Below are 21,467 nucleotides of genomic sequence, written 5' to 3' on the forward strand. Positions count from 1 at the left end.
GCGTTCGGCCGCGCGGATGTCGGGGCGGTTGCGCACCACGTCCGAGGGCAGGCCGGCCGGCAGCGCGGGCGGCGTCGGCAGGGGCCGCCCGCCGGCCAGCAGGCGCACCTTGAGGTCGCCGGGGAAGCCGCCCGCCAGCACGCCGATGGCATGCGCCAGGCGCGCTTCGTCGGCGGCCAGCTCGGGTACGCGGGCCTCGGCCGATTCGCGTTCGGCGCGCGCCTGCGAGGCCTCGGCGCGCGTGCCCAGGCCATGCGTGGCGGCGCGTTGCGCCAGGCGTTCGGCGGCGGTCAGCGTGGCGATGTTGTCGCGGGCGATGGCGCCGCGCGCCTGGGTGGCGCGCAGCGCGGCATAGTCGCCGGCCAGTTCGGCCAGCAGGCTGATGCGCAGGGCATGGCCGTCTTCCTCGATCGCCTGCGCGTCGGCGTCGGCGCGTTCGACGGCGCGGCGGCGGCCGCCGAAGACGTCGATCTCCCAGCTGGCGTCCAGCCCCAGCTGATAGGCGCGCGATTCGCCGACGCCGGGCGGGCGCAGCGCCAGCGACGTGCGCGAGGCGGTGGCGTCGGCGCGGGCGCCGACGTCGGGGCCCAGGTGGCTGGCGACCTGATCGCGTTCGGCGCGGGCCTGCAGCAGCCGCAGGCGGGCGATCGCCAGGTCCTGGTTGTGCGCCAGCGCCTGTTGCAGCAATTCATCGAGCAGCGGATCGTCGAAGGCGCGCCACCATTGCGCCAGCGCGGCCGGATCGACGGGGGCGCCGCCGGCCAGCGGCGTCGACCAGGCTTGCGGGTGGATCGGGGGCTCGGCGTGGTAGTCGGGTCCCACCGCGGCGCAGCCCGCGAGCGTCGCGGACAACGCGGCAATGGCGGCGGCGCGGCGTGGCGCGGCGGTTCGAGCGAGGGCGGAGGGGATACGCATGGCGCCTCCTACATCAGGTTGTGCAGCCAGCCGGCCAGCCGGCCGCGCGCCACGCGCTGCTCGCCCGGCGCGCCGATGTCGACGCTGCACGTCATGCCCGCCGCCAGCTGGACGCCGTCGGGCACCGCGTCGATCTCGATACGCACCGGAATGCGCTGCGCCAGCCGCACCCAGCTGAAGTTGGCCTTGACCGCGGGCAGCCCGTATTCGTCGGGGCCGTCGTTGTCGTCCGCGATGCCGTGTCCGATCGAGGCGACGCGGCCGGTCAGCAGCGGCGCGAAGCCCATCAGCTTGATCTGCGCCGGCGCGCCGGGCCGGATCCGTTCCAGCTTGGTCTCCTCGAAATAGCCGGTGATCCAGAAGCTGTGGGCGTCGAGGATGGCGATGTCGGGCTTGCCCGCCACCGCGTAATCGCCGCGGCGCAGGCGCAGCCGCGTGACGAAGCCGTCCACCGGCGCGCGCAGCACGCTGCGCGCCAGGTCCAGCTCGGCCACCTCCAGCGCGGCGCGGGCGCGTTGCGCCTCGGCCTGGGCGATGGCGACGGCGCGGCCGGCGCGCTGGATGTCCTCGCGCGAGACCAGGTCGTCCAGGCCGTGGCGGCGGCGCGCCTCGTCCTGGCGCTGGCGCAGGGTTTCATCGGCCGCCGCCGCCAGGGCGCGGGCCTGGGCCACCGCCAGCTCGAAGCGGCTGGGATCGATGCGGTAGAGCACGTCGCCGCGCTTGACCGGCTGGTTGTCGTCGACGGCGACGTCGGCGACGGTGCCGGACACTTCGGGCGCGACCCGCACCACGTGCGCGCTGACGCGCCCGTCGCGAGTCCACGGCGCCAGGACGTAGGCGTTCCAGAGCGCGGCGACGAGGGCGCCGGCCAGGGCGAGCGCGGCCAGGGTCAGGACCACGCGAAAGGTTTTCTGCAATGACGGAGACATGGGAATACGGCAATCAAAGGGTCAGGATCAACAGGGACACCAGCGCCAGCGACACGGCGAACTCGAACAGGGCGGGGTGCCAGACCCGCCGCAGCAGTCCGCTGCGCGCCATCACGGCACGCGCCAGCCAGTACAGCGGCACGGCCACGCAGGCATAGAAAAAGAACGGCGGCACGTAGATGCCGGCAATGGCGACTTCACTCAGCACGGGGCGGCTCCAGGAAAGGATGGGCATCGAAATAGGCGGCATGGCCTTGGATCAGCCAGTGGATGTCGGCGAAGGCGGCCATGGCCTTCTGCACGGCCGGGCGTTGCGGGCCGGCCAGGTCCAGCTGCCCCGCCAGCAGGCGGGCGGCGCGGCGCGCATGTTGCGACCGGCGGGACGCGGGGGCGCCGCCGCGCGCGAGGCGATCCAGGCCCGCTTGCGCCAGGCGTTGCGCCTGGGGCGGCAAGGCGTGGTTGGCCAGCAGCCGCTGGATGCGCTGCGTCTCCAGGCCGACGCGCAGCGCCGCCAGGCTTTGCGCCAGCGCATCGGCCAGTTGCGCCGGCCGGCCTTTGAGCAACGCGCCCAGTTGCGCCACGCGGTGCTGCTGGCGCTGTTGCCAGCCGGCGTCGGCGAGCCGTTTGCCGCGCAGCAGCGCCAGCGCGTCGTCGCGGATGACGCGCCGCAGGCGGGCGATGTCGCGGCCCGGGTGGCGCGGCAGGATCACCTGGAAGCACAGCAGCGCGAAGGACGTCGCCAGCACCCAGGCCACCGCGTGGTTGGCGAAGGCCTGCATCGAATACTGCATGGGGTTGTCGGCGGCGGTCAGCGTGTTGAACGCGACCAGGTAGGCCAGGCCGCCGAACGCCGTGCGGGGCGAGCTGGTGGCGAGGATGCCGGGCAACCAGAACACGGCCAGCGCCACGGCCAGCAGCGCGAAGCCGTCCAGGTGCGGCAGCACGCCGAAGGCGCAGACCCAGGCCGCGGGGACGGCATAGAGGCAGCCCCGCAGAAAGGCGCGGGCGCCGGCCGGCGGATCGCCCGCGGTGGCCAGCAGCGAGCAGTAGGGCGCCAGCACCAGCAGCATCATGTCGCCGTCGGTCCAGCCGCTCCAGAGCCAGAAAAGGCCGGCCAGCACGATGGCGGCCATCGAGCGCAGGCCGTTCCGCACGGCGCTGGCGTAGTCACGGTGAAAGCGCACCGGCGCGGCGCCGGCGGGCGGGCGCGGGTGCGCCAGCGCGGCCAGGCCTTCGAGCGCGTCCAGATAGGCGTCGAGCTGTTCGCCCAGGCGGTCGGCGGCGATCAGCAGCGTCGCTTCCTGGCGCGCATCCGCCAGGCGCAGGTCGGACAGCGCATCGATCAGTGACTGGCGCGCCTGACGCAGCAGGCCGGCGGCGCGCGGCAGGTCGCCGGCCGTCAGCGCCTGGCTGGCGTCCTCCCAGGCCTGGCGCAACGGCGCCCGCAGCGCGGCCAGGGCCTGGGCGGCGGGGCCCTCGTCCGTGCGCGCCGGGGTCCCGCCGACCAGGGCGCCGAACAGCGCCGCCATGCCATTGCGCACGGCGGCCGCGCGTTGCGCCAGGTCCTCCGACTCGGCCTTGCCGGCCGCCAGCAGATCGTCCACGCCATATACGTCGGCGATCAGCGCCTGCCGCGCCGCCAGCGCCTCGGCGGGCGCCGCGCCTTGCTGGCGCGCGATCGCGCCGGCCACGCCGGCCGCCAGCCGCTGGTAGTGCGCATGGAGACGAACGCGCAGGGTGCGGGCGCTGAACAGGCTGCTGACCAGCCCCAGGCAGACGACGCCGATCATCACGGTGGCGCCGCGGCCCATGACGTGCTCGAAGGTATGTTCGGGATGGCCCATGGCGCCGTAGGTCGCCAGGCCGATGGTGTAGCCCGCCACCACCGCGCCCGAGGCGCGGAAATGGCGCAGCAGGGTCATGGCCGCGACGCACAGCCCGAGCCAGGCGCCAAAGCCCAGCACGAACAGCAGCGGCTGCTGGCCGGCCACGGCCATCAGCGCCACGGCCGCCAGCATGCCGACCAGCGTGCCGATGACGCGCCACGCGCCCTTGCCGATGACCGCGCCCTGGACCGGGTTGATGACCAGCAGCACGGTGGAGGCGGCCGAGAACGGCGTGTCCAGTTCCAGCAGGTAGGCCACGGCCAGCGCCAGCAGGGCGGCGGCGGTGGAGCGGGCGACGTAGGCGCTGCGCGGCGTGGTCAGATCCAGCCGCGACAGCAGGGCCCGCGCGCGGCCGGGCCACGAGGGAGGAATGTCCGCGACGGCGGACCGGACTTCAGACATGAACGCATCGCTCCTGAATGCTTGCGATGAGCCAGTCTAGGAGCGGGTGCGGGCGCGGAGAAGTCGAGAGTTCGCACGCCAGGCATGCGTCGCGCGCACGGCTGGCGCGCGGGCCGCGTCAGCGCGGCGCGGGGTCGGCGTCGCGCGCGTCTTCGGTCAGCGCGCGGATGGTGCGGCGCAGCCACTGGTGCGCGGGCGCATGCTGGAAGCGCGGATGCCAGGCCTGCATGATCAGCACCGGCTCCAGTTCCAGCGGCATGTCGAACAGGCGGATCTTCATGCCCATCTCGATGGCGGCGCGCGCCAGCTGTTCCGGCAGCGGCAGGATCAGGTCGGAGCCATGCAGCGCCAGCAGCGCCGCGCTGGGCGTGGGCACGGTGAGGGTGACCTGGCGGTCCAGCCCCTGCCTGGCCAAGGCTTCGTCGATCGGGCCGTGCGACTTGCCGCGGCGCGAGACGCTGATGTGGCCCCAGCGCGCCACCCGCCGCGCGCTGATCTCGTCCTTGAACAGCGGATGGTCCGCGCAGGCCACGCCCACCATGCGGGTGGTGAACAGCGGCTGCACGCGGATCTCATGGCCCAGCTGGCGCGCGGCGCTGATGAACAGGTCGACGCGGCCGGCGCGCAGCATCTCGTCGTCGACGTCGTCTTCCTCGGGCATGAAGCGCAAGGTGGCGCGCGGCATGTCGTTCTGCAGCGCGTCGAGCAGGCGGCCGGCGTAGATGCCGGTGAAGATATCGTTGGCGCGCACGTTGAAGCGCGTGTCCAGCCGCTTGAGGTCGACCTGTTCGCCGGGCGCGAGCACGCCGCTGGCCTGCTGGATCGCGTCGTGGATCTGCTCGCGCAGTTGCAGCGCGCGCGGCGTCGGCACCAGCGCGCGGCCGGACTGCACGAAGATCGGATCGCCGGTGGTTTCGCGGATGCGCGCCAGCGTGCGGCTCATGGCCGGGGCGCTCAGGTTCATGCGGCGGGCGGCGCCGACGACGCTGCCTTCTTCCAGCAGGGCTTGCAGCGCGTACAGCAGGTTCAGGTCGGGTCGCATGGGGTCGGCAGAGGGGCCGCCGCTGGCGTGGCCGTCCCCGGGGGCGGGAGGGCGGGCGCGGCGGCCGGCGCGGGCTTTGATCTTATCAGCCCGATGACCCATGGCAAGCCGCCGCCCTCGGTGATGCGGTCGTCGATTGGCATGAACCGCCACGTCCAGTCCCGCGCCACGTCGCAACCGGCGAGCCGTAACGGCACCGGCACGGCCTGGAAAAAAAAGACCGTACAAGATTCCTTATGTATGGACTTGAATTGCGTTTGTCGCCATACTGGTCGGTTGAGATCATCCATACATTGCGACTTATTGGCGCAGTTAATCCCATGCATGACGAAGAAATGTATGCATCCTGGCCGCTGAAATTCGTCCGCGGCGCCGGCCCCCGCTACCGCCAGATCGCCGATTTCATCGAGACCTCGGTGGCCGCCAACCGCATGCAGCCGGGCGATCGCCTGCCGCCGCAGCGGCGCCTGGCGCAGCACCTGGGGGTGGACCTGACGACCGTGACGCGCGCCTACGCCGAGGCCGGCCAGCGCGGGCTGCTCGAGGCGCGCGGACCGCTGGGCACCTTCATCGCGCGGCCGGCCGAACAACCGCTGCTGCAGATGCTGGACCTGGGCATGAACATGCCGCCGCTGCCGCTGGGCTGCGACCTGCAGGACCTGCTGCGGCGCGGCCTGGCCAAGGCCATGGAGCGCCACGATGTCGGGGTGATGATGACCTACCACCAGGCCGGCGGCGGCCCGGCCGAACGCGAGGCCGGCGCGCAGTGGCTGGCGCAGTCGGTCGAGCGGGTCGACCCGGACCGCGTGCTGGTGTGCCCCGGCGCGCAGGCCGCGCTGGCCGCGGTGATGCTGGCCTATAGCCGGCCGGGCGACGGCATCATCGCCGAGCCGCTGGTGTATCCCGGCCTGCTGACGGCGGCGCAGCAGCTGGGGCGCCGCGTGCTGGTGGCCGAGTCCGATGCCGACGGCATGACGCCCGCCGGTCTCGAACGCGCCTGCCGCGACGGCGGCCGGCTGGTCTACCTGAATCCCTCGCTGCAGAACCCCACCGCCCACACCATGAGCGCCGCGCGCCGCCGCGACCTGGTGCGCTCGGCCGTGGCCTGCGGCGTGCGCATCATCGAGGACGATCCCTATTCGCTGTTCCTGGACGGCGCGCCGCCGGCCCTGGCCAGCCTGGCGCCGGCCTCGGTGTTCTACATCGCCACGCTGGCCAAGACCCTGACGCCCGGCCTGCGCACCGCCTTCGTGCTGGGGCCCGACCGGGACAGCCGCCGCAACGTGCTGGCGGCGATGCGGTCTTTCGCGGTGATGGCCGCGCCGCTGATGGGGGTGCTGACCACGCAATGGATCACCAGCGGCGCCGCGCGGCAGATCCTGGATGGCGTGCGCGCCGAGGCTCAGGCGCGCCAGCAGCTGGCGCGGCAACTGTTGCCGGGGCCGTTCCCGGCCGCGGCCGCCGGCATCCACCTGTGGCAACCGCTGCCCGATGGCTGGACCGCCGCCGACCTGGAGCGGGTGGCGCGCGACGAAGGCTTGAGCGTCACGTCGTCGGAAGCCTTCCACCAGGGCCCCGGCGCGCCCAACGCCATCCGCATTTCGCTGGGCAGCATCCCCGAGCGCGAGGCGCTGGCGCAGGCGCTGGCGCGCCTGGCCGGGCTGGTGTCGCGGCAGCCGCGCGGCCTGCGCGACGTGATCGTCTGAGGCCCGGGCCGGGTACGATGGCCCTGATGCCTGCCTGATGCCGACGCCGCATGCTGTTCGAAACCTTCCATTCCCTGCAGGAGACCCTGGTCGACTTCGCCCGGACCCACGCCGACTGGCTGGCGCCGCTGGGGTTCGCGTTCGCCTTCCTGAAGTCGTTGCCGCTGGTGGCGCTGGTGATCCCCGGGACCGCGCTGCTGTTGTCGATCGGCGCCATCCTGGGGCTGGGCGATAGCGGCTTCGTGCCGGTATGGCTGGCGATCGCGGTGGGCGCGGCGCTGGGCGACTGGGTGCAGTACGCCTGCGGCGTGTGGTTTGGGCCCAGCCTGACGCAATCGAAGCCGCTGCGCAAACGTCCCGAACTCCTGCATCGCAGCACGCGGTTCATCCAGAAGTGGGGCGTGCTGAGCATCGTGCTTTGCCGCTTCTTCGGCCCCCTGCGCGCCACCGTGCCGATGATCGCCGGCATCTGCGGCATGCGCGCCGCCGCGTTCCAGGTCGCCAATTGGGCTTCGGCCTTCCTGTGGGCGGCGGCGCTGCTGCTGCCCGGCTGGTGGGGCACGCGCGCGTTTCTATAGCGGTCAGAACTGATGCCGGATGCCGACCGAGGTCTGCAGCGTGTGCGATTCGCGGATGTCCAGGCGGTTGACGTAGGCGTACAGGTTGGTGCGCTTGGACAGGTCGTGCTGGTACCCCAGGGCCCAGCCGGTGATGTCCGAGCCGGTGGCGCGCTGGTACGAGGCCATGACCGTGCCGGCCTTGCCCAGCGGCGCGCTGACGCCGGCGATGTACGAATTGACCCGGTCGTAGCCCGCCGATGGGCCGGTGTTGGCGTTGCGCAGGTTGCCGTAGGTGCCGTGCAGCGTGATCCACTCGAAGTCGTAGGAGCCCGCCACCTGCAGGTTGCCCGCGGTCTTCTTGTTCGGCAGCTGCGAATTCGGATTGAGCCGCTCGTAGGTCAGCGCCGCCGCCACCGGGCCGCCGTTGTAGCGCAGGCCGGTGGTCAGCACGCGGTCGTGGGCGTCGGTGGCGAAGGCCTCGCCGTCGTGGGCCTCGAAGCTGTAGCCCAGGCCCGCCTGCCAGCCGCCCACGCGCGGCGTGGCGTAGAACACGGCGTTGTTGACGCGGCCGCCGGCGCCGAAGTCGCCGTCGTTGTAGCCCAGGCTGGCGTTGTTGGAGGACTGGCCCCAGCCGGTGCCGAACGGCGAGCCGACGCCGGCCCACTCGAAGCCGTAGACCCACTGGCGTCCCAGCCGCACTTCGCCGAAGCCGCCGGCCAGGCCGACGTAGGCCCAGCGGCCGAACATGCGGCCCTGCGCCTGCGTGCCGTTGTTGGCGTTGAAGCCGCTTTCCAGGCGGAACACGGCCTTGTAGCCGTTGCCCAGGTCCTCGGCGCCGCGCAGGCCCCAGCGCGAACCCGACTGGTTGCCGCTTTTCTGCCGCAGGCTGGAGGCGCCGTCCTTGCGTTCATAGGTGGTGCCCAGGTCGACCAGGCCATACAGCGTCACGCTGCTGGTCTCGGCGGCCTGTGCCGGGTTCAGGCAGCTCAGGGCCAGGGCGGCGCCCAGCGTGCTGCGATGGCGAATGATTCTTTTCACGGTGTGATCCCCTCGATTGGTATGGCGTTGGACAAAAGAAGCCCCTGCCGCCGGCGCGCCGGCGGCAAAGGGTGATGCAAGCGGAGGTCTGGGGCGGGCGCTAGCGGGTCATGGCAGCGCACCGTGCGCGGGCAGTGGCGTCAGGTCGCTCGGCGTGGCCACGCACAGCGTGACGCTGGACGGGTGCGCGGCCGACAGGTGCAGCGTGTTCAGCGCGATGCGCTTCTCGCGCGCGTCGGCGGCGGTTTCGCCGCTGTTCGGGTTGACGTCGTACTTCGGGAAGTTGCTGCTGGAGATGTCCAGGCGGATGCGGTGGCCGCGCTGGAACAGGTTGCAGGTGGCGAACGGCTCGATGGTGATCTCGTAGACCTTGCCCGGCGCCAGCGGCCGCGCCTCGTCCCAGGTCTCGTGGAAGCGGCAGCGGAAGATGCCGTCGGTCAGGTTCAGCGCGTAGCCCTGCGGGTAGTCGGCGCTGGGCGGGTAGACGTCGATCAGCTTGGCGGTGAAGTCGGTGTCGGGGCAGTCGGACGAGATGTGCAGCCTGACGGTCACCGGCCCGGCCACCGCCAGGGCCTCTGGCAGCGGCTCGGTCTGGAACACCAGCACGTCGTCGCGCGCGGCCAGCGGCAGGCCGGGCTGGCGCACGCCGAAAAAGCGCGCATCCTCGCGCTGGTCGAAGCCGCCGCCCTCGAACACCGGCTGGCCCGAGGTCAGCGCGCCGCCGATCGTGGGCACCGGATTGCGCGGATCGTACTGGTAGCGCAACTGGCCCGCATCGCCGGCCGGCGCCCGCTGATCCAGGCGGCCGTCGGCGTGCAGGTAGAAGGCGGTGGCGCGGGCCTGCGGCACCGGCCAGGCGTCGGCCTGGATCCAGGCGCCGCCGTGGTCGAAGCGGCCCTGCGCGTCGCGCGCGCCGCTGCCGCCGCCCATCAGGAACAGGCGCGCCGCCGGGTCCGGCGCGGCGCCGGCGGGGGCGTCCTGCAGCCAGCGCTGGAACCACGCCAGCCGGAAGCCCAGCCAGTGCCGCGCCAGGTTGCCGTCGAAGGCGGCGCGCGGGCCGAATTCGGCATCGCCGCTGTGGGTGGTGTTGCGGTCGCCATGCAGCCACGGCCCCATGATGAGCCGCACCGGCGACCGGCGGCCCTGCGTCAGGCCGGCGTAGTTCTCCATGGTGGTGCGCACGTAGGCGTCGTACCAGCTGGACATCAGCGCCACCGGGACGTCGGGAATCGCGTCGTAGTAGCCCTGGGCGTAGATGCCCAGCTGGCGCCAGGATTCGTCGAAGGCGTCGGCGCGCCATTGCTCGAACAGGTAGTCCTCGTACTCGGGCACGCTGGCCAGCGGCGAATGGCCGGGACGCCACGGCATGCGCGTGAACCACTGGCGGATGTCCTCGGCTTCGAGCGCGGCCAGCACCAGCGGGTCCTGCTGCGCGGCCGGGCTCAGCTTGGCCTGCTTGTAGGCCCAGGTGGCCTGCTTCAGCTCGAACGCGCCCGATTGGCGGATGCCGCACTGGTAGCCGTTGGAAAAGCCGCCCGAGTCCAGCACCATGCAGGCCAGGCCCGGCGGATTCAGGCAGGCCAGCGCCATCTGCGTGTGCGCGGCATACGACAGGCCCATGGTGCCGACGCGGCCGTTGCTCCACGGCTGTTGCAGGATCCAGGCGAGCGTGTCGAAGCCGTCCGGGCCTTCCGACAGGTACTTGGTGAAATGCCCTTCCGAGCCGTAGCGGCCGCGGCAGTCCTGGAACACCACCGCGAAGCCGCGCGCGGTGAAGTAGCGCGCCACGTCCGGGCGCGGCACGCCGAGGCGGCCGTCGATCTGTTCCGAGCGCGACACCTCGGCCTTGCCGTAGGGCGTGCGCTCCAGGATCACGGGCAGCGGGGCGTCGTGGCCGGGACGATAGCCGGGCGGCAGGTGCACGTCGGTGGCCAGGCGCACGCCGTCGCGCATGCGCACCATCTGGTCCGCCAGCAGAACGGCGGGAGAAACTTCGGGGGCGGTCATTTTGCTTCCTGTATGTACAGCATTGAGGTGCGTTCGAGCTTGTTGGCGCGCATGACGGTGCCGTCGCGCGCGGCCCAGAAGGCCACCGGGAAATACAGCGGCACGATGCCGACGTCGTTGAAGGCGGTCTCCGCCGCCTGGCGCAGCAGGGCGTCGCGCTGCGCCGGGTCGAACTCCACCGCGGCCCGCGCCAGCAGGCGGTCGACGGCCGGATTGGAATAGCGCGCGCGGTTGAAGGCGCCGGTGCCGGCGGCCTTGTCGTAGGTGGCCAGCACATTGGTCAGGCCATTGGACGAATCGCCGGTGCTGTTGCCGTACGAGAAGATGAAGGCGCTGTACTGCTGCTTGCCGCTGGCGCCGGCATAGATGTTGTAGGGCTGGGTCACCACGCCGTTGATGCGCAGGCCGGCGCGCGCCATCATCTGCGCCAGCGCCTGAGCCAGGTCGCTGTCGCCGGCGAAGCGGTCGTTGGACGAATGCAGCGTCAGGCCGAAGCCGTGCGGATAGCCGGCCTCGGCCAGCAGGGCGCGCGCGCCCTCCAGGTCGTAGGCGGGCGCCGGCAGGTTGGGGCTGTAGCCGCCCAGGCCCTCGGGCACCATCTGGCCGGCCGGCACGCCGGCGCCGCTGAGCAGGCGCTCGGTGATCGGGCCGCGCATGAACATCTTCGAGATCGCCTGGCGCACCCGCACGTCCTTGAGCGGGTTCACCTTCATCGGTTTGCCCTGCGCGTCGGTGACGAACGGGCTGGCGTCGCGCGCCGAGTCCAGCGCCAGGTAGATCAGGCGCGCCGACGGCGAGCGATAGAGCGTATAGCCGGCCTTGCCCGTGAGCGCCTTGGCGTCGGTCGGCGGCACGCTGTCGATCAGGTCGACCGTGCCCGACAGCAGCGCCGAGATGCGCGCCGCGTCGTTGGCGATGTAGCGGATCACCACGCGGTCGAAGTCCGGCCGCGCGCCCCAGTAGGCGTCGTTGCGCGCCAGCTCCAGGCTGTCGCCCGGCTGCCAGCGCACGAACTTGTAGGGGCCGGTGCCGATGGTCGCCACGCCGCTGTTGAAGTCTTCCGAGCGCTTGTCCTGCGCCGCGTGGCGCGACAGGATGTAGACCAGCCCGATTTGCTCCATGAAGTCGGGCGTGGGTTCCTTGGTGCGGATGCGCAGCGTCAGCGGATCGACCACCTCGACCGCGGCGATCGAGCGCACCGCGCCGCTGAACGGCGCCGGGCTGTTCGGCACCTTGGGCGCGCGCGCCAGTGAAAAGACCACGTCGTCGGCGCTGAACGGCGTGCCGTCATGGAAGCGCACGCCGGGCCGCAATTTGATCTCCCAGGTATCGGGCGCCAGCGCCCGCCACGACAGGGCCAGGCCCGGCCGCATCTGCATGTTCTCGTCGGTCGACACCAGCCGCTCGAAGATGTTCTCGGCGGCGGCCTGGTTGTTGCCGGTGCGCGAGAACAGCGGGTCCATCGACGACGGTTCGCTGGAATGGCCGATGGTCAGCAGCGGCCGCGCCAGGGCGGGCGCGGCGCCGGCCAGCAGCGCCAGCAGGGCCAGCGCGGCGACGCCGCGGCGGATCGGAGTGGAAAAGCGGTTCATGCGGCGGGAGTTCCTTGAAGGGGCGCGGCGCCGGCGCCGTCGAGCAGGTGACAGGCGGCCTGATGGCCGTCGGCCGTGACGCGCAGCAAGGGCTGTTCGGTCCTGCAGCGCGCCATGGCCTGCGGGCAGCGTGGATGGAAATGGCAGCCGGCCGGCGGATGCAGTGGCGACGGGATCTCGCCCTTGATGGCGTTGAAGCGCCGCTTGCGGTTCGACAGCCGCGGCACTTCCTGCAGCAGGGCCTGGGTGTAGGGATGGCGCGGCGCGGCGAACACCTCGGCGGTGGGGCCGGATTCGACCACCCGGCCCAGGTACATGATGACGGTGCGGTCGCTGATGCGCCGCACCACGCCCAGGTCGTGGCTGATGAAGAGATAGGTCAGGCCCAGGTCCTGCCGCAGGTCCATGAAGAGGTTCAGGATCTGCGCCTGGATCGACACGTCCAGCGCCGCGATCGACTCGTCGCAGATCAGGAAGCCAGGCTTGACCGCCAAGGCTCGGCCGATGCCCACGCGCTGGCGCTGGCCGCCCGAGAACTGGTGCGGAAAGCGGTTGCGGTAGTCCGGGTCCAGCCCCACGCGCCGCATCACCTGCACCACGTAGTCGTCGTAGTCGCGGCGCGCGATGATGCCGTTGGCCAGCGGCGCCTCACCGATGATGTCGCGCACCCGCTTGCGCGGATTGAGCGAGGACATCGGGTCCTGGAAGATCATCTGCGTGGCCATCCGCTGCGCGTGCGCGGCGCGGCCGCTCAGGGTGGACAGTTCGCCGGCGGGCGTCTGGATGCTGCCCGAGGTGGCCGGCAGGATGCCCGCCAGCACCCGGCCCAGCGTCGACTTGCCGCAGCCGGATTCGCCCACCAGGCCGACCACTTCGCCTTGGTGGATGGTCAGGTCGACGCGGTCGACCGCGTGCACGGTGTGCGAGGCCACCTTGGCGCCCAGCAGGCCGGCCAGGCGTTCGGCGTAGTCGGGCCGCTTCACGAACAGGCGCGACACCTGGTTGGCCTGCATCAGGATCGTCGGGCTCACGAAAGCACTCCAGTCTGGGGATGGAAGCAGCGCAGGCCGCGGCCGCCGGCGGCCTCCAGCGGCGGCTGTTCGGCGCGGCAGCGCTCGGTGGCGTGGCCGCAGCGCGGGTTGAAGGCGCAGCCGGCCGGCAGCGCCAGCGGCGACGGCGCCATGCCGGGGATCTGGTAGAGGCGGTCGCCGGTGTGTTCGTTGCTCGGCACCGAGCCGATCAGGCCGATGGTGTACGGGTGGCGCGGACGGTCGAGGATGTCGTCGGTGCTGCCGGACTCGACCACGCGGCCGGCGTACATCACGCAGACGCGGTCGGCCAGGCCCGCCACCACCGCCAGGTCGTGGCTGACCCACACCATGGCGGTGCCGGTCTCGGCGCACAGCTTCTGCATTTCGGCCAGTATCTGCGCCTGGATGGTGACGTCCAGCGCCGTGGTCGGTTCGTCGGCGATGATCAGGTCGGGCTTGTGCAGCATGGCGATGGCGATCGCCACGCGCTGGCGCATGCCGCCCGACAGCTGGTGCGGATAAGCCTTCAAGCGCTCGGCCGGCGACGGGATGCCGACCGCGGCCAGCGTGTCGCGGGCCCGGTCCCAGGCCGCCTTGCGGCTGCAGCGCTCGTGGCTCAGCACCGTCTCGACCATCTGGGTCTCGATGCGGAACACCGGGTTCAGCGTCATCATCGGGTCCTGGAACACCATGGCGATGCGGTTGCCGCGCAGCTGGCGCAGTTCCTCGCGCGACAGCGTCGCCAGGTCGGTGCCCTTGAACAGGATCTGGCCGCCGTCGATGCGCCCGGGCGGATCGATCAGGCCCAGGATGGAAAAGCCGGTGATGGACTTGCCCGAGCCGGACTCGCCGACCAGGCCGAGGATCTCGCCGGGATGGACGTCGAAGCTGACGTCGTCCACCGCCCGCACCAGGCCGGCGCGGGTGTGGAACCAGGTGCGCAGGTTGCGCACGGAAAGGGTGGGGGATGCCGAATGCATGGCGCTTCCTATTTCTGCAGGCGCGGATTGAGCGCCTCGCGGACGCGGTCGCCCACGATGTTCATGGTGAAGACCACGGTCAGCAGCAGCACGCCGGGGAACACGCTGATCCAGTACAGGCCGGCCAGCATCTGCTGGTAGCCGTTGGCGATCAAGAGGCCCAGCGACGGCTCGGTGACCGGCAGGCCGATGCCCAGGAAGCTGAGCGTGGCCTCGGCGGCGATGGCGTTGGCGGTCTGGATCATGGCGATGACGATGACCGGCGGGATGCAGTTCGGCAGCAGCTGGCTGAACAGCGCGCGTCGGTGGCTCAGGCCCAGGCACAGCGCCGCCTCCATGTATTCCTTGCGGCGCTCGACCACCGCGGTGGCGCGCACCGCGCGGGCGAAATAGGCCCATTGCACCACCACCAGCGCCAGGATCACCTTGTCCACGCCCTGGCCCAGGATGGCCAGCATCATCAGCGCCACCAGGATGGTGGGAAAGCCCAGCATCAGGTCCACCAGGCGCATGATCAGCGCGTCGATGCGGCCGCCGAAGTACGCCGCCGTCAGGCCCAGCACCGTGCCCACGGCCATGGCGAACAGGCCGCTCAGCACGCCCACCGAGAGGCTGGTGCGCAGGCCATACATCATGGCCGACAGCATGTCGCGGCCCTGGGCGTCGGTGCCGGCCCAGTAGATGTCGCCATAGATGCCCTGGCTGCCCGGCGGCATGCGGCCGTCCAGGATGGTGATGGCGGCCAGGTCATACGGGTTCTGCGGCGCGATCCACGGCGCCAGCAGCGCGGCCAGCACCAGCAGCAGGAAGATGATCGCGGCGAGGGTCGCGGGGCGGCTGTCGAGCACGCCGTGCAGCGCCTGGCCCAGGGTGGTGTCGCGGCTGGGCAGCCATTTGTTGGGAAGCAATGTCATTCGGAGGCTCCCACGCGGACACGGGGATCCAGCACGGAATAGATGATGTCCACCAGCAGGTTGAGCACGATGAACATGGTGACCACGATCAGCAGGTAGGCGACCACCACCGGGCGGTCCAGCTTCATGATGCTGTCGATGATGAGCTTGCCCACGCCGGGCCAGGCGAAGATGGTCTCGGTGACGGTGGCGAAGGCGATCAGCGAGCCGAACTCCATGCCGACCACGGTGACGATCGGGATCATGATGTTCTTGAGCACGTGCATATAGATCACGCGCGATTCGCGCAGGCCCTTGGCGCGGGCGAACTTCACGTAGTCCAGCGGCATCGTCTCGCGCACGCCGCTGCGGGTCAGGCGCACGATCAGCGCGATCTTGAACAGCGCCAGGTTCAGCGCCGGCAGGATCAGGTGGCGGATGCCGTCCCACGACGCCAGGCTGGTGGAGATGCCGAAGATCTCGCCGGTGGGGCCGCGGCCGGTGGACGGCAGCCAGCCCAGCGTCACCGAGAAGATCAGCACCAGCATGATGCCCTGCCAGAAGTTGGGCAGGCTGAATCCCAGGATCGAGCCGGTCATGATGCCGCGGTCCAGCGCCGAATCCGGCTTCAGGCCGGCCACCAGGCCCAGCGGCAGGCCGATGGCCAGCGCCAGCAGCAGCGCCACGCAGGCCAGCTCCAGCGTGGCCGGCAGGCGTTGCAGGATCAGCTGGATGGCGGGCTGGTTGAAGACGAACGAGTTGCCCAGGTCGCCGTGCAGCGCGTTGCCGACGAACTTCAGGTATTGCTGGTACAGCGGCAGGTCCAGGCCCAGCGACTGCACCGCCTGCGCGATCTCGGCCTGGGTGGCGTCGGCCGGCACCAGGATCTCGATCGGGTCGCCGATGGCGTAGACGCCGGCGAACACGATCAGCGAGGTCAGCGCCAGGATCACCAGGCTCTGGCACAGCCGGCGGATAATGAACGCGGTCATGGCGCCTCGCGGCGACAGGAAGCGGGAAACGGAACGGCGCGCATCGGGGGGCTCCTTGCCGGACAATATCGGCGATATCGCGTATTGATTGCGGATTCATGAATGGCGAGAATCCGGATGGGCGGAATGTTCGATCCATCGCGCCCGGCTGGCAACCGTATGCGAAGGCGGCATATGGCTATGTGAATGACGAGAAATTTGGTGTTAACCCTAGGCCCCGCGCGTCGATTCGCCGCGCGGGGCCGGCATTGCGGACCTTGCGGGACAGGATGAACTTCAAGCAGCTAGAGGCGTTTCTCGCCTTCATGACCACCGGCTCGACCATCGAGGCCGCGCAGCGGCTGGGCTCGTCGCAGCCGGCCGTCAGCCGCCTCCTGAGCCAGTTCGAGGCCGACCTGGGCGTGCCGCTGTTCGTGCGCCGCAAGGGCCGCCTGCACCCCACGGCCGAGGCCGAATCGCTGCTGCCGGACGTGCAGAACATGATCTCGGATGCCGAGTCCCTGCATCGTCACGTCAACCAGCTGCGGCTGGGCGGGCAGCGGCGCACGCTGATCCGCGTGCAGCTGCCGAGCACGGTGGCGCAATCGGTCATGCCGGCGGTGGCCGAGGCCTTCCTGGCGGATCATCCCGACGTCGCGCTCGAAGTGCTGGTGGGCACCTACGAAGCCAGCGAGGTCGCGGTGCTGGGCCGCGAGGCCGACCTGGCGCTGGTGCGCTCGCCGCCGATGAATTCGGGCCTGTCGATGCTGCTGCGATTGGCCACCGAGGCGGTCTGCGTCATGCCGCCGGGGCATCCGCTGCAGGCGCTCGACGCGATCGGCCCGGCCGACCTCATCGGCGTCGACCTGGTGCTGCTGGGCCGGCAGCGCTCGCTGCGCCAGCAGATCGACCAGGCCTTCCGCCAGGGCCGCATGATGCCGCAGATCAAGGCCGAGGTGCACTCGGTGGAAATGGCCTGCCGGCTGGCGGCGCAAGGCATCGGCGTGTCGATCGTCAACGGCCTGTTCGCCGGCCTGTGCCAGGACATGGGCATCGTCCGGCGTCCGTTCCGGCCGGTCATCGACTACTGCGTGGGCATGGCCGCGCTGGCGGGCCAACCGCCGCATCCGCTGGTGCCCGAACTGATCCAGCGCATCCTCGACGCCATGACCGAGCGCGCCGGACCCGGCGCGTTCACGCAGCTGGCGCCGGAGTCTGGCGCGGCGCCTACGGCATCAGCTTGAGCAGCGCGGCGATCAGCACCCAGCGGCGCGTCACGTAGGCGCGCTTCTTGCGCAGGCGGATGGCGGCGGCGATCTGCCGCGCGGCCTTCTCCGGCGACGCCACCCAGAACAGGCCCTGGCCCTGCGCCATGGCGGTGGCGACGAAGCCCGGGCGCACGTCGGTGACCGCGATCGGCAGCTGCAGGCGCCGCACCTTCCGCCGCAGCCCGTCCAGGTAGTTCGACACGAACGCCTTGGAGGCGTTGTAGGCCGGCGCCGCGCCGCTGCCGCGCAGCGCCGCGACCGACGAGATGCCCACCAGGTGGCCCTTGCGGTGCAGGATGAAATGCCGCAGCGCGACGTTGGCCATGGCGGCGAAGCCCTGCACGTTGACGGCGATGGTGTCGGCCTCCTTGTCCCACTCCAGGTCGGTATTGAGGAAGCCGACGCCGGCGCTGATGACGAACAGGTCCAGGCCTTCCATTTGGGCGATCAGGTCGCGCACCGCCTGCGCCGCGCCGGGGTCGCGGGCGATGTCCAGCGCCAGCGTGTGGGCCGGGCGCGGCAATTCGGCCCGCAGGCTGTCGAGCAGTTCGGCGCGGCGCCCCACCAGGCCCAGCACGTAGCCCTCGGCCGAGAGCCGTTTGGCCAGTTCGCGGCCGATGCCGGAGGTGGCGCCGATGATGATCGCTCGTTTCATGCGGGGGAAGATTCCATGGGAAGGGGCGCGCCCGGATACAGTACGACGCAAAACCCGCGGATCGCGGACACAGGCAGGATACAGCGCCTTGGTGCAATCCAGGTTCCCCATTTTTTGACACCAGGAGCCATCATGTCCCATACGCTGGAAACCGTGCTGTACACCGCCCACACCCACACCACCGGCGGCCGCGACGGCGCCGGCCGCACCGATGACGGCGCGCTGCTGCTGCCGCTCAGCCCGCCGGGGTCGAGCCGGCCCGGCACCAATCCCGAGCAGCTTTTCGGCATCGGTTATTCGGCCTGCTTCATCGGCGCGATGCAGCTGGCCGGCGCCAAGCTCGGCATCGCCGTGCCGCGCGACGTGGCGGTCGACGCCGAGGTGTCGCTGGGCAAGACCGACGGCGGCGCGCGCTACGCGCTGGCGGTCAAGCTGAACATCGCCTTGCCGGGCCTGGCGGCCGAACAGCAACGCCAGCTGGTCGACACCGCGCACCAGACCTGCCCGTACTCGGGCGCGATCCGCGGCAACATCGATGTGGAACTGGCGATTCTCTGACCTTGTTCGCATCAGAAAAAAAGCCCCGCGATGGCGACATCGCGGGGCTTTTTTCCGTGCCGGATAAACGCGTTTCATGGACAGACGCGTTTCATGGACAGACGCGCGTGCCGGACAACCGCGTCGCGCCGTGAGCCGGCGTCGGCTCAGGCGTTCGGCCGCAGCAGCACTTGTGCCTCCAGGCCGCCGCCCGCGCGGTTGCGCAGGCGCAGCTCGCCATCGATGACGTCGGCCAGCTGGCGCGCGATCGCCAGGCCCAGGCCGGTGCCGCCGCTGTCGCGGTTGCGCGAGCCTTCGAGCCGGTAGAACGGCTGCAGCACGGCCTGCAATTCGTGTTCGGGAATGCCGGGGCCGCGGTCCAGCACGCGAATCGACACGCCGCGGCCATCGTCGGCCGCGCCGACCTCGACCTCGGCCGCGCCGCCGAATTTCAGCGCGTTGTCGATCAGGTTGCCGAGGATCCGGCGCAGCGCGCGCGGGCGCGTCTGCCAGGGGCCGGGGCTGCGGCCCTGCAGCGTCACGGGTTTACCGATGTCGGCGTAGTCGCACACCAGGCTGTCCAGGAACGCGTCCAGGTCGATGCGCGCCGGCGGCTCGGTGGCCGCGCCGGCGCTGCGCGCATAGGCCAGGCCGTCGCGCACCAGCTGCTCCACTTCCTGCAGATCATGCGCCAGCTTGTCGCGGTCGGCGGATTCGTCCATGAATTCCGAGCGCAGCTTCATGCGCGTGATCGGCGTCTGCAGGTCGTGCGAAATCGCGCCCAGAATCTGCATGCGTTCGGCCAGGTGCGCGGCGATGCGGTCCTGCATGGCGTTGAAGGCGGCCGAGGCCTGCGCCACTTCGGCCGGCCCGTCCTCGGCCAGGCGCGGGCTGCGGCGGTCGGGGCTCATCGCGTCGGCGGCGCCGGCCAGCTGCGTCAGCGGCCGGATCGCCAGCCGCACCGCCAGCCACGCGCACAGGATCAGCAGCGCCAGTTGCGCCAGCAGCACCGCCGGCAGCCACATCGCCAGCGGCATCACGGCCATGTGGATGTCCAGCGTCACCGCCTGGCCGTCGGCCAGCGTGGCGCGCGCCTGGATGTGCTTGGGGTCGTCGCCGACGGTGCCGAAGGCCAGGGGATAGGCGTTGTTCAGGGCCGCCTGGATCGAGTCGCGCACCGCTTCGGCGGCGGGCGTCTGCAACGGCCGGTCGAAGTCGCCGGGGCCGAGCTGGTACTGGCGGTTGCTGGCGCTCAGCCGCGGCAGCCAGGCGGCGCGTTCGTCGGCGGGCAGGCGGTTCAGGACCGCCAGCGCCACCACCACGTCGCGCTCCAGGTTGTCGAGCATGACGCTCTTGGCGGACTGGTAGCGCTCGTAGAACTGCAGCCCGAACGACAGCCCGTGGGCCAGCACCAGACCTACCAGGAAGATCAGGAACAGCCGGCTCGCCAGGGTGCGCGGCCAGCGGCGCAGCGCCGGGACCAGGGCGGGCATCTAGGGGGCCTCGGACACGTCGACCTGCGCGGCGAACACATAGCCTTCGCTGCGCACCGTCTTGATGTACATCGGCTCGCGCGCATCCTCGCGCAGCCGCTGGCGCAGGCGGCTCACCAGCAGGTCGATCGAGCGGCCGAAGAAATCGGCGTCGCGGCCCTGCGTCAGGTTCAGCAGCTGGTCGCGGTTCAGCACGCGCTGCGGGTGGTCCAGGAACACGCGCAGCAGCCGGTACTCGGCGCCGCTGAGCGACACGAGGGTGCCTTCGGCGTCGACCAGGTGGCGCGCGGTGGTGTCCAGCGTCCAGTCGCCGAAACGCACGGCGCGGCCCGGTTCGGTGACCTGGAAATTGGGCGGCAGCATGCGGGTGCGGCGCAGGATCGCCTTGATGCGCGCCAGCAGCTCGCGCGCCACGAACGGCTTGACCAGGTAGTCGTCGGCGCCCATCTCCAGCCCCAGCACGCGGTCCATGTCCTCGTCGCGCGCGGTCAGCAGCAGGATCGGGGTGCGCCGGTGCTTGCCCGCCCGCAGCTCGCGGCACAGCACCAGGCCGTCGTCGCCGGGCATCATGATGTCCAGCACGATCAGGTCGACGGTCAGCGTTTCGAGCAGCGTGCGCATCTGCCGGCCGTCGGCGGCCAGGGTGACGTTCAGGCCGTTCTTCTTGAGGAAGTTGCCGGCCAGTTCGCGGATCTCTCGGTCGTCATCGACGATCAGGATGTGGTCTGGATTGTCCATGGCGCATTCTACTCAGCGGGCTGCGCGCGGCGGCGCGCCTGGCTGTTGACGATCAGCTGGCAGGGGCCGGGCTGGACGGCCTCGGCGCCCAGGCCGCTGGCCAGCAGCGCCAGCACGGCCAGCAGGCGCCGCCAGGAACGGCGGGGGCGGGGAAGGGGAACGGTGTTCATGCGCGGGCTCCGGCAACGGGTGTCCGGCAGGTTATAGCGCCGCTCGCGCCGCCAAGTGTGTCGTAGTGTATGCGGGGCCGGACACGATACAAAAGCCGGGCAAAAACCCGCTTTCCGGGCACAGGACGGATACGCGGCGCGCGTCCAATGCGGTCATCGAGACACAAACGGACCGCCGCGCCATGACCACCCTGATCGACACCCCCCTCGCCCTGGCCGCCGGCATGCTGACGGTGGCCTCGCCCTGCGTGCTGCCGCTGCTGCCGATCCTGCTGGGCAGCGCGGTCGAGCGCGGCGGCCGCCTGCGGCCGCTGTGCATCGTGCTCGGCTTCGTCGCGGCCTTTTCCGGGCTGGGCATCGCGCTCAGCCTGTTGTCGGGCGCGGTCGAATCGGCCCACGAGACGGTGCGCGCGGTGTCGGTGGCGGCGCTGGCGCTGTTCGGCCTGGCGCGCATCTGGCCGCAACCCTACGACTGGCTGGCGGCGCGCCTGAGCGGTCCGCTGCAAGGCGTGATCGGCCTGGGCGCCAGGGGCGGTTCGGGCAATGCCGGCGGCTTCCTGCTGGGCATGTCGCTGGGCGCCGTCTGGACCCCCTGCGCCGGCCCGGTGCTGGCGTCGATCCTGATCCTGGCCGCGCGCGCCGACAACCTGACGC

The 21,467-nt window shown here is 71.1% G+C and carries 21 protein-coding genes; 5 read left to right on the forward strand and 16 right to left on the reverse strand.

Annotated elements, in window-relative coordinates:
- The 5 genes from AOZ53_RS00660 to AOZ53_RS00680 form a co-directional block, all read right to left on the reverse strand.
- A partial coding sequence (locus AOZ53_RS00660) for a TolC family protein (RefSeq protein ID WP_197286428.1) occupies window positions 1-915 on the reverse strand: 915 nt, incomplete at its 3' end.
- Between the two features lie 8 nt (window positions 916-923).
- Window positions 924-1,844 (reverse strand): efflux RND transporter periplasmic adaptor subunit, encoded by a 921-nt coding sequence (locus AOZ53_RS00665; RefSeq protein WP_054477184.1) that lies wholly within the window; start codon window positions 1,842-1,844, stop codon window positions 924-926.
- A gap of 13 nt (window positions 1,845-1,857) precedes the next feature.
- Window positions 1,858-2,052, reverse strand: a complete 195-nt coding sequence (locus AOZ53_RS00670; protein WP_054431736.1) for a DUF1656 domain-containing protein — start codon at window positions 2,050-2,052, stop codon at window positions 1,858-1,860.
- Complete coding sequence (locus AOZ53_RS00675) at window positions 2,042-4,132, reverse strand: FUSC family protein (RefSeq protein ID WP_082385463.1); 2,091 nt, start codon at window positions 4,130-4,132, stop codon at window positions 2,042-2,044. Before AOZ53_RS00675 ends, AOZ53_RS00670 begins: the two co-directional genes overlap by 11 nt.
- 118 nt (window positions 4,133-4,250) lie before the next feature.
- Window positions 4,251-5,174 carry a LysR family transcriptional regulator gene (locus AOZ53_RS00680; RefSeq protein WP_054477178.1) on the reverse strand — a complete coding sequence of 308 codons (924 nt, stop codon included), beginning with the start codon at window positions 5,172-5,174 and terminating at the stop codon, window positions 4,251-4,253.
- A 320-nt stretch (window positions 5,175-5,494) separates the two neighbouring features.
- Between AOZ53_RS00680 and AOZ53_RS00685 the strand changes: the two genes are divergently transcribed.
- Together AOZ53_RS00685 and AOZ53_RS00690 are read left to right on the forward strand one after the other, a co-directional pair.
- A complete protein-coding gene (locus tag AOZ53_RS00685; protein WP_054477176.1) occupies window positions 5,495-6,880 on the forward strand; it encodes an aminotransferase-like domain-containing protein in 1,386 nt (461 codons plus the stop codon).
- A gap of 50 nt (window positions 6,881-6,930) precedes the next feature.
- Window positions 6,931-7,458 (forward strand): DedA family protein, encoded by a 528-nt coding sequence (locus AOZ53_RS00690; protein WP_156333155.1) that lies wholly within the window; start codon window positions 6,931-6,933, stop codon window positions 7,456-7,458.
- 3 nt (window positions 7,459-7,461) lie between these two features.
- Here the strand turns inward: AOZ53_RS00690 and AOZ53_RS00695 are convergent, their stop codons facing one another.
- From AOZ53_RS00695 to AOZ53_RS00725, 7 genes are all read right to left on the reverse strand, one after another.
- The gene (locus AOZ53_RS00695; RefSeq protein ID WP_054431609.1) at window positions 7,462-8,478 is read right to left on the reverse strand and encodes a porin; all 1,017 of its coding nucleotides are present in this window, start codon (window positions 8,476-8,478) and stop codon (window positions 7,462-7,464) included.
- Between the two features lie 108 nt (window positions 8,479-8,586).
- A complete protein-coding gene (locus AOZ53_RS00700) occupies window positions 8,587-10,485 on the reverse strand; it encodes a CocE/NonD family hydrolase (RefSeq protein WP_054486591.1) in 1,899 nt (632 codons plus the stop codon).
- Window positions 10,482-12,077 (reverse strand): ABC transporter substrate-binding protein, encoded by a 1,596-nt coding sequence (locus AOZ53_RS00705; RefSeq protein WP_054486592.1) that lies wholly within the window; start codon window positions 12,075-12,077, stop codon window positions 10,482-10,484. Before AOZ53_RS00705 ends, AOZ53_RS00700 begins: the two co-directional genes overlap by 4 nt.
- A complete protein-coding gene (locus AOZ53_RS00710; protein WP_082380501.1) occupies window positions 12,074-13,108 on the reverse strand; it encodes an ABC transporter ATP-binding protein in 1,035 nt (344 codons plus the stop codon). Before AOZ53_RS00710 ends, AOZ53_RS00705 begins: the two co-directional genes overlap by 4 nt.
- A complete protein-coding gene (locus AOZ53_RS00715) occupies window positions 13,105-14,088 on the reverse strand; it encodes an ABC transporter ATP-binding protein (protein WP_054431606.1) in 984 nt (327 codons plus the stop codon). Before AOZ53_RS00715 ends, AOZ53_RS00710 begins: the two co-directional genes overlap by 4 nt.
- Before the next feature lie 8 nt (window positions 14,089-14,096).
- On the reverse strand, window positions 14,097-15,002 hold the full coding sequence (locus AOZ53_RS00720; protein WP_054431605.1) for an ABC transporter permease: 906 nt from the start codon (window positions 15,000-15,002) through the stop codon (window positions 14,097-14,099).
- Complete coding sequence (locus tag AOZ53_RS00725) at window positions 14,999-15,973, reverse strand: ABC transporter permease (protein WP_054431732.1); 975 nt, start codon at window positions 15,971-15,973, stop codon at window positions 14,999-15,001. The genes AOZ53_RS00720 and AOZ53_RS00725 overlap by 4 nt, the downstream gene beginning before the upstream one ends.
- A gap of 269 nt (window positions 15,974-16,242) precedes the next feature.
- Between AOZ53_RS00725 and AOZ53_RS00730 the strand changes: the two genes are divergently transcribed.
- Window positions 16,243-17,196 carry a LysR family transcriptional regulator gene (locus tag AOZ53_RS00730; protein ID WP_054486593.1) on the forward strand — a complete coding sequence of 318 codons (954 nt, stop codon included), beginning with the start codon at window positions 16,243-16,245 and terminating at the stop codon, window positions 17,194-17,196.
- Here the strand turns inward: AOZ53_RS00730 and AOZ53_RS00735 are convergent.
- Complete coding sequence (locus AOZ53_RS00735) at window positions 17,180-17,875, reverse strand: SDR family NAD(P)-dependent oxidoreductase (protein WP_054486594.1); 696 nt, start codon at window positions 17,873-17,875, stop codon at window positions 17,180-17,182. The genes AOZ53_RS00730 and AOZ53_RS00735 overlap by 17 nt on opposite strands.
- A gap of 132 nt (window positions 17,876-18,007) precedes the next feature.
- On the opposite strand from AOZ53_RS00735, the gene AOZ53_RS00740 reads away from it, so the two are divergent.
- Window positions 18,008-18,433, forward strand: coding sequence for an organic hydroperoxide resistance protein (locus AOZ53_RS00740; RefSeq protein ID WP_054431602.1), 426 nt, complete (start codon window positions 18,008-18,010; stop codon window positions 18,431-18,433).
- 146 nt (window positions 18,434-18,579) lie between these two features.
- Here AOZ53_RS00740 and AOZ53_RS00745 read toward each other — a convergent pair whose 3' ends face one another.
- Genes AOZ53_RS00745 through AOZ53_RS34010 form a run of 3 tightly spaced genes read right to left on the reverse strand, consistent with a single transcriptional unit; the run spans window position 18,580 to window position 20,813 of the window.
- On the reverse strand, window positions 18,580-19,905 hold the full coding sequence (locus tag AOZ53_RS00745) for a sensor histidine kinase (protein WP_054486595.1): 1,326 nt from the start codon (window positions 19,903-19,905) through the stop codon (window positions 18,580-18,582).
- Window positions 19,906-20,643 carry a response regulator gene (locus AOZ53_RS00750; protein WP_054431600.1) on the reverse strand — a complete coding sequence of 246 codons (738 nt, stop codon included), beginning with the start codon at window positions 20,641-20,643 and terminating at the stop codon, window positions 19,906-19,908.
- Window positions 20,644-20,651: 8 nt separating this feature from the next.
- Window positions 20,652-20,813, reverse strand: a complete 162-nt coding sequence (locus tag AOZ53_RS34010; protein ID WP_156333157.1) for a hypothetical protein — start codon at window positions 20,811-20,813, stop codon at window positions 20,652-20,654.
- A 182-nt stretch (window positions 20,814-20,995) separates the two neighbouring features.
- On the opposite strand from AOZ53_RS34010, the gene AOZ53_RS00755 reads away from it, so the two are divergent.
- A partial coding sequence (locus tag AOZ53_RS00755) for a cytochrome c biogenesis CcdA family protein (protein WP_082385464.1) occupies window positions 20,996-21,467 on the forward strand: 472 nt, incomplete at its 3' end.

Origin of the sequence: Achromobacter sp. 2789STDY5608621 (assembly GCF_001299375.1) — a bacterium.
Taxonomy (GTDB): domain Bacteria; phylum Pseudomonadota; class Gammaproteobacteria; order Burkholderiales; family Burkholderiaceae_B; genus Achromobacter; species Achromobacter insuavis.